Annotated in this window: 2 protein-coding genes and 1 pseudogene; 1 reads left to right on the top strand and 2 read right to left on the bottom strand. The window is 67.1% G+C overall.

Features of this window, described 5'->3' with window-relative positions; all coding sequences use genetic code 11:
- A pseudogene (locus tag CWO89_RS43320) lies at window positions 1-264 on the bottom strand (hypothetical protein); the annotation flags it as partial.
- A gap of 96 nt (window positions 265-360) precedes the next feature.
- Window positions 361-1,098, bottom strand: coding sequence for a uroporphyrinogen-III synthase (locus tag CWO89_RS43315; protein WP_130584287.1), 738 nt, complete (start codon window positions 1,096-1,098; stop codon window positions 361-363).
- Window positions 1,099-1,230: 132 nt separating this feature from the next.
- Here CWO89_RS43315 and tsaD point away from each other — a divergent pair.
- Window positions 1,231-2,254: tRNA (adenosine(37)-N6)-threonylcarbamoyltransferase complex transferase subunit TsaD (gene tsaD / locus CWO89_RS43310; protein WP_130584288.1), on the top strand; the 1,024-nt coding region annotated here is incomplete at its 3' end.

Genomic DNA, 2,254 nt, shown 5'->3' with positions numbered 1-2,254 from the left:
GGCTTCGGAGGACGAGGGTTCCGGATCCTGCGCGGCGGCAGCCGTCTCCACCGCAGGCTCGGGCTGCGGTGCCGCCTCGGCGGCCGCCGCTTCACCGCTCACATTCTCGCTATCTGCGTGCGCGCTATCCGGGCTTACGGAATCCGTTTTGGGCGGTTCGCTCGACACCTCGGTCGCCTTGAGATCGATGGTCGGCGGCGCGCGCCGCGGCCGGGCGGAGGAATCCGCCGCCGATTCGGTGTCTTCGGGCCTCTCGTCGACCATGCAGCGGTTCCCTTGACTGTTGATACGCCGAAACCGGGAAAGCCAAGACTTTACCTGAATAAGACTTACCAGAATCGGACCGTTCTCTTAAGCCAATCAGGGCCGCAAAGCACGCGTCAGGGCCTCGAACAGGGCATTTTCGTCCGGCGAGGCGGCGGTGACGACCTGGGTGGCTCCTGCCTCGCGCAGGACGGCGGCAACACCCGCCGAAATGCAGCAGTGCGGCGACGCCAGGGCCGATATTTCGAGCCCTTCGGCCCGCGCCGCATCGAGAAACGCCTGCGCGCTGCGGCGGGAATAATGCAACACGGCCTCGATACCGCCGGCCATGAAAGCGTCACACGCCTGCCGCGGCAGGCCGGCCACCGGGCTCATCCGGTAAGTCGTGCGGGTTATGACCGTAAAGCCGGCCTCGCCCAGCTCGCCGGCGAGATCGCGCGAGAGATCGGCGCCCGCGAGATAAAGCAAGGTCGCCGCCTTTTTCAGTTTCTTGGCCTTCCTGCGCGCCCGCACGAGCTCGTAGAGCGCAGTGGCATCCCCGTCGGCGCTTGCCACCTCGCCAAATCCGGCCTCGCGCGCCGCGGCAGCGGTATGCTCGCCGACCGCAAACAGCGGCAGGCGAAGCAGCGCATGGCCGGCTAGCTGCGGCGCGACGGCGCGCAGCGCGTTGGCGCTGGTGACGATGACGGCGTCATAGCCCGCCGCATCTTCTTCCTGGAACGGCAGCGCCTCGAACCGCAGCATCGGCGCGAGCAGGACCTCAAAACCCCGGCTGCGCAGGCTATCGGCAGTGGCCTCGGCATCTCCTTGCGGGCGCGTGACAAGAACGGCCATCTTCAGGCTTTCAGGAGCGACATTTGGGGCTGAACCGACGATTGCACGCTGTGACCTCACAATGCTACCGAGTGACGGACGGATGATGGCAAGCGAATAGCACAAGGACCGAGATTGGGTAATGACACGCCGATGCTGGTGTTGGGTATAGAGACCACCTGCGATGAAACTGCAGCCGCTGTGGTCGAGCGCCAGAGCGACGGCAGCGGACGCATCCTGTCCAACATCGTGCGCTCGCAGACAGAAGAGCACGCACGCTTCGGCGGCGTGGTGCCGGAGATCGCCGCGCGCGCCCATGTCGACCTGCTCGATGGCATCGTCGATCGCGCCATGAAAGAGGCTGATATCGGCTATGCGCAATTGTCCGCCGTCGCTGCGGCCGCAGGCCCCGGCCTGATCGGCGGCGTCATCGTCGGCCTCACCACGGCAAAGGCGATCGCGATGGTGCACGAGACGCCGCTGATCGCGGTGAACCATCTGGAGGCGCATGCGCTGACGCCGCGGCTCACTTGTGCGTTAGCGTTTCCCTATTGCCTGTTCCTGGCCTCCGGCGGCCATACCCAGATCGTCGCCGTGGTCGGCGTCGGCCAGTATGTGCGGCTCGGCACCACCGTCGATGACGCCATGGGCGAGGCCTTCGACAAGGTCGCAAAGATGCTGTCGCTGCCCTATCCGGGCGGGCCGGAGGTGGAGCGCGCGGCCGAAGGCGGCGACGCCACGCGCTTTGCGTTTCCGCGGCCAATGCTCGGCCGCGCCGACGCCAATTTCTCACTGTCAGGCCTGAAGACCGCCGTGCGCAACGAAGCGAGCCGATTGGCGCCGCTGGAGCCGCAGGATGTCAGCGATCTCTGCGCCGGTTTTCAGGCCGCGGTGCTGGAATCGACTGCGGACCGGCTGAGTGTCGGGTTGAGATTGTTCCATGAGCAATTCGGTCCGCCGCGCGCGCTGGTCGCGGCCGGCGGCGTCGCCGCCAATCATGCGATCCGCGGCGCGCTGCAGGATGTCGCCGCCAGTGCACAGACGACGCTGATCATTCCGCCGCCCGCGCTCTGCACCGACAATGGCGCGATGATCGCGTGGGCCGGCGCCGAGCGGATGGCGCTCGGCCTCACCGACACGATGGACGCGCCGCCGCGCGCCCGCTGGCTGCTCGACG

This window comes from Bradyrhizobium sp. Leo170 (assembly GCF_004296405.1).
In the GTDB taxonomy this organism is placed as follows: domain Bacteria; phylum Pseudomonadota; class Alphaproteobacteria; order Rhizobiales; family Xanthobacteraceae; genus Bradyrhizobium.
The sequence above is the reverse complement of the archived record's forward strand: the minus strand, read 5'-3'. Positions and strand labels throughout refer to the sequence as shown.